Below are 5522 nucleotides of genomic sequence, written 5' to 3'. Positions count from 1 at the left end.
CAAAATATTTTACACTCCCAAAATCAGTAAAGGTTGATAAAATGAACACAAGAGAAAATATGATCCTACGATGTTTAGTAAACAATAATAATAGAAAGATGACCCAGCGAAAGTTAGCTCAAGCTACATTTTTTTCATTGGGAACAGTAAATAAAAGTTTAAGTATTCTTGAGAAATTGGGGTATTTAAAAAAAGACTTTACTCTGAATTTTAAGGAAGTACCTTTTCAAAAACCAAAACGAGCTATAATTCTGGCTGCTGGTTATGGAATGCGCATGGTACCTTTAAATGTAGAATTTCCTAAGGGACTGATTGAAGTTAAAGGAGAGTTTTTAATTGAGAGGTTAATTAACCAACTTCATGAAGTAGGAATAAAAGATATAACAATTGTAGTTGGCTTTATGAAGGAGAGATACGAATATCTTATTGATAAATATGGGGTAAAAATGATTGTTAACAATCATTATTCTGATATGAATAATCTCTATTCGCTCTCATTGGCCTGTAGAAATAGTGGGCTTTCAAATACATATGTTATTCCTTGCGATATATACGCTAAACTTAATCCCTTTAGTAAATATGAACTTGAATCTTGGTATATGGTTAGCAAGGAAAAGGTTTATAACACAAATATAACTTTAAATAAAAAGCTTCAATTAAAGAAAGTCAAGAAGGGGAACCTTGGAAATAGGATGATAGGGATTGCCTATCTAGATGAACAAGATGGAAATATTTTAACAACTAAGCTCAGAAATTATGTCGAGCAACCCAAAAATAATGGTGAATATTGGGAAATAATTCTTGAAAATAGTGAAGGATATCTTGTTAATGGATTGTTGGTTCCTCCTGATTTAATAACTGAAATCAATACATATGAAGAATTACGTGAATTAGATGAAAATTCTAATCAATTAGATAACAAAATCATAAAACTTATTTCATCAGTTTTATGTGTGGATAATAAAGAAATTAGTCAGATTAAACTCTTAAAAAAAGGAATGACTAATCGCTCTTTTAAATTTACTTGTCAAAGTAAACGCTATATTATGCGAATCCCAGGTAAGGGAACCGGTGAACTGATTAGCAGAGAAAAGGAAGCCAAAGTTTACCATCTTTTGTCTCAACATAATATTGGTGAAAAAGTCTTATATATTAATGCAGATAACGGTTATAAACTTAGTGAATTTATTGAAGGTGCAAGGAACTGTAACAGTAATAGTCAAGAAGATTTGACTAAGTGCATGAATTATTTACGTAAATTTCACAATTTAGGGTTAAAAGTTGACTTTACTTTTGACTTGTTTGAAAAAATTAATTTCTACGAGGGCTTGAGGCAAGGAACATCTAATTATCGTGATTACTCACTAATCAAAGCCAGAATCATGAAATTGAAAGAGTATATTGAAAGTTTAGATAAGAAAGTTGCTCTCTGTCATATAGACGCTAATGCAGACAATTTTTTATTAAAGAAGAATGGTGACATTGTACTTATTGATTGGGAATATGCTGCGATGCAAGATCCCGATGTTGATATTGCTATGTTTGCTATTTATTCAATGTATGAACGTAATCAATTAGACAATTTAATTGATACTTATTATAAGGGAAATTGTCCTGATGATACACGCCTGAAAATATATGCATATGTTGCTGTTTGTGGACTTTTATGGAGTAATTGGTGTGAGTATAAAAATACTCTTGGTGTAGATTTTGGCGAATACTCTTTTATGCAGTATAGATATGCTAAAGAATATAGTAAGCTTGTGTTAGATGTTTTGGAGAAGAAAAATGCATAAAGTAAAAAAAGCTATTATTATGGCAGCAGGTTTTGGAAGTCGTTTACAACCTTTAACATTAACTACACCGAAACCACTTATTAAAGTTAATGGAGTAAGAATGATTGAGTCAGTAATTACTGGATTAGAAGTTAACGGAATTACTGAAATATACATAGTTGTTGGTTACCTTAAAGAAAAATTTCTTTTTTTAAAAGAAAAATATTCCAATATTACATTAATTGAAAATCCTTATTATGATATGGCAAATAATATATCCTCTCTTTATGTTGCTAGGGATGTTCTAAATGATGACTTGATAATTCTTGATGGAGATCAAATTATTGAGAATCAAGAAATTTTACAAAGAAATTTCTGTCAATCTGGATACTTATGTAGTTATGCCAAGAAGACAGATGAATGGTTATTAACCTTGGACAATGATAATCAGGTAATAGAATGTAAGAGAGATGGTGGATTTGCTGGTTGGCGATTATATTCTATTTCTTATTGGACAAAAGATGATGCTTTGAGACTTAGAACTCAATTAATAGAGGAGTTTATTCAAAATAAGGTAACTGATGTTTATTGGGACGACATTGCAATGTTTTTACATCCCAAGGATTATAATCTGTGTGGCATTAAAATTAAGGAAACAGATTTAAAAGAAATTGATACATATTTAGAATTAACTAAAGAAGATAATCATTATGAAATGAAAGTTTCAGAATATGAGTAATAATTGTTTTAATTTTTTGAGGCGAAGATTATGACTTCAGGAGTTATTGCGGGAATTACATGGGCTTTGGAAACCTTAATACTAGGTATTGCATTAAAAATGGCGCCTTTTATAAGCACCCAAGAAGCAATCACATTGGCACCATTTGTAAGTACATTTATTCATGATGGTTTCTCGGCAATTTGGGCAACGTTATATAATTCATTACGTGGCAATGAAAGAGAAGTAAGAAAAATACTAAAAACACAAAGTGGGAAATTTGTAATTTTGGCTGCAATTATTGGTGGCCCTGTTGGGATGACAGGATATGTTTTAACTGTTAATAATCTTGGACCGTCTATTGGAGCTGTAGCAAGTGCCATTTTTCCAGCAGTTGGTGCAGTATTGGCATATTTCTTTTTGAAAGAAAAGATGCAATGGTATCAATGGATGTTTCTTGTTATTACTCTTTTAGGAGTTTATGGCCTTAGCAACTCATCAACTCTAAATGTTCGAAACCTATCATTGGGATTGATTGGAATTATAATGTGTACTTTTGGTTGGGGAATTGAAGCTGTTATTCTTGCGAAATCATTAAAAAACGATGATGTTAAAGATGCTTATGCTCTTCAGATTCGGCAAACAACTTCTGCTATAGTATACGGAGGAATAATTCTTCCTATTATCAATGGTTGGCCATTGGTAATATCTCTTTTTACTAATCCAAAAACAGAAGAAGTAGTATTAGTTATCGCTTTGGCTGGATTATTTGCAACAATTTCATATCTTTTTTACTACAAGGCCATTTCTAAAATTGGGCCATCAAAGGCAATGGCTTTAGATGTTACATATGCTGCTTGGGCAGTTATATTTACAGTCTTATTTTTTCACGACGTACATATTATTACTAAATCAACCATTGTATGTACTGCCATAGTTTTAGTTTGTGGTATATTATCTGCTACGGATTATAGAGAATTAATTTAAATTTTCAATATGTAGTATAAAAAGTAATCGAATTCAACACTGATGTAAATTTTGGAATATATTATAAATATTGTGATGAGGGATTTATTATGTCAAAAATCTTAATTACTGGTGCTAATGGTCAACTAGGGACTGAATTGCGCCACTTACTGGATGAACGCGGAATCGCTTATGATGCACGTGATGCCAAGGATATGGACATTACGGACCGTCAAGCAGTTGAAGAACAGGTAACGGCTCTTAAGCCAGCAGTAATCTATCATTGTGCAGCCTATACGGCAGTCGACAAGGCTGAAGACGAAGGTAAGGAAATCAACTGGCGGGTAAATGAAGATGGCACTCGCAACCTGGCTGAAGTAGCAGCTAAAGTTGGTGCCAAGCTGGTTTACCTTAGCACGGATTATGTATTTGATGGTACTAAGACGAGCGAGTATGAGGTTGACGACCCGACCAATCCTAAAAACGAATATGGTAAGGCCAAGTTGGCTGGAGAGAAGGCTATTCAAGCTGCCATGACTGATTATTACATCATTCGGACTTCATGGGTCTTTGGCGAATATGGCAAGAACTTTGTTTACACAATGTTGCGCCTGGCTAAGGATCATGATCGCTTGACAGTAGTTAACGATCAAGTTGGCCGCCCGACCTGGACTCGGACGTTGGCAGAATTTATGACGTATCTGGTTGATCATCATTGTGAATATGGCGTTTATCAATTGTCGAATGAAGACAGTTGCTCTTGGTATGAATTTGCCTGTGAAATTTTGAAAGATAAGGACGTAGAGGTTGTTCCAGTTACCTCTGAAGAATATCCGCAAAAGGCATATCGACCACGTCATTCCATTATGAGCTTGAAAAAAGCGGAAGCCACTGGATTCACCATCCCAACGTGGCAAACTGCTTTACAGGAATTTATGAACCAGATTCAAAACAATCATTAATAATTGAAATTTATAAAATTATAATTAAATTATTCAAACAAGTTTTTTCTATATCATCGTTCTCAGTATAAAAATCTAATAAATTATGGAGAAATGAAATCTTAAGAGTTTTATAAGTAAGTCTTTGCTTAATCTGTTTTGATAATAGTTAAGGACAACTTGACGTAAAATAGAGCGTTTTTGTCTAAAGTGAAATGCTCGTAGTTACTTTTGAATAGTATCTGATTAAAGTTGGAATGCTATCTTTACTTATACATGGGGGAATTATTATATGAAAAAAGCATCTGTAAAGAGAAAACTAAAAAAAATTCCTGGTTTTTTTAAAAGAGTAGGTTTAGTTAATCGTAATTTTACGATTATTAGTAACAATTGTTGGGGAGGGAGTGTATATGACAATTTTTCTCTTCCTTATAGAACGCCAACGATTGGACTATTCATCATGCCAGATGACTATATAAAATTTTTAAAGAATATGAATTACTACTTAGATTCTAAACTAGTTCAGGTTAATTGGGATGAAACACCATTTAGTGAGTTTTTATATGACAATAAAAATATTTACAAAAAAAGCTTAAATAAACATTTAAACGATTTGGTTATAGCTAAGTTGCATGATATTTATATTGTATTTTTACATTACAACTCCTTTGACGAAGCAAATAAAAAATGGAATAGGCGGAAGAAAAGAGTCAATTTAAATAACTGTGTTGTTAAATTCAATGATCAAAACAATTTTGAAAAAAATAATTTTGAGGACTTTGACAAACTACCATTTAAAAATAAAATATTTTACACTGCAAATGATGAATTTAAATCTAATTGTAATACTAAAATAATATACCTAAAACAGTATAAAAATAATGGTTATGTATTAAATGATATGAATTTCAAAGAACAGAATTTTGATTTAAAAAAATACTTAAATTCAATCAAGTAAATGAACAAAGAAGATTGTTACAGTTATAAATAGTCATTTACTGCTTTTAAGTGGAAAAGTAAAATGTCAAAAATCTTAATTACTGGCGCGAATGGTCAACTAGGGACTGAATTACGCCATTTACCGGATGAACGCGGAATTGCTTATGATGCACGTGATGCCAA

5 protein-coding genes and 1 pseudogene are annotated in these 5522 nt (G+C 32.0%); all 6 read left to right on the top strand.

What is annotated here, in order from left to right; genetic code table 11:
- Positions 1-1796 (top strand): phosphotransferase (locus FC47_RS09970; RefSeq protein ID WP_338141054.1); only part of this gene is annotated, 1796 nt, incomplete at its 5' end.
- The gene (locus FC47_RS09965; RefSeq protein WP_056968794.1) at positions 1789-2514 is read left to right on the top strand and encodes a sugar phosphate nucleotidyltransferase; all 726 of its coding nucleotides are present in this window, start codon (positions 1789-1791) and stop codon (positions 2512-2514) included. The genes FC47_RS09970 and FC47_RS09965, both read left to right, overlap by 8 nt.
- A 30-nt stretch (positions 2515-2544) precedes the next feature.
- Complete coding sequence (locus FC47_RS09960; RefSeq protein ID WP_056968793.1) at positions 2545-3480, top strand: DMT family transporter; 936 nt, start codon at positions 2545-2547, stop codon at positions 3478-3480.
- A gap of 89 nt (positions 3481-3569) precedes the next feature.
- The gene (rfbD, locus tag FC47_RS09955; protein WP_056968792.1) at positions 3570-4421 is read left to right on the top strand and encodes a dTDP-4-dehydrorhamnose reductase; all 852 of its coding nucleotides are present in this window, start codon (positions 3570-3572) and stop codon (positions 4419-4421) included.
- Positions 4422-4692: 271 nt separating this feature from the next.
- On the top strand, positions 4693-5358 hold the full coding sequence (locus FC47_RS09950) for a DUF1919 domain-containing protein (RefSeq protein ID WP_056968791.1): 666 nt from the start codon (positions 4693-4695) through the stop codon (positions 5356-5358).
- A gap of 63 nt (positions 5359-5421) precedes the next feature.
- Positions 5422-5522 (top strand): annotated as a pseudogene (locus FC47_RS10670) (sugar nucleotide-binding protein); the annotation flags it as partial.

The organism is Limosilactobacillus mucosae DSM 13345 (genome assembly GCF_001436025.1).
GTDB lineage: Bacteria > Bacillota > Bacilli > Lactobacillales > Lactobacillaceae > Limosilactobacillus > Limosilactobacillus mucosae.
Note: the sequence above shows the minus strand (reverse complement) of the source record. Positions and strands in the feature narration are given on the sequence as shown.

Bases quoted from the DNA above. Each gene is read 5' to 3' on its own strand.
- FC47_RS09960 (WP_056968793.1), top strand. From the start codon at position 2,545: ATGACTTCAGGAGTTATTGCGGGAATTACATGGGCTTTGGAAACCTTA.
- FC47_RS09950 (WP_056968791.1), top strand. From the start codon at position 4,693: ATGAAAAAAGCATCTGTAAAGAGAAAACTAAAAAAAATTCCTGGTTTT.
- FC47_RS09965 (WP_056968794.1), top strand. From the start codon at position 1,789: ATGCATAAAGTAAAAAAAGCTATTATTATGGCAGCAGGTTTTGGAAGT.
- rfbD (WP_056968792.1), top strand. From the start codon at position 3,570: ATGTCAAAAATCTTAATTACTGGTGCTAATGGTCAACTAGGGACTGAA.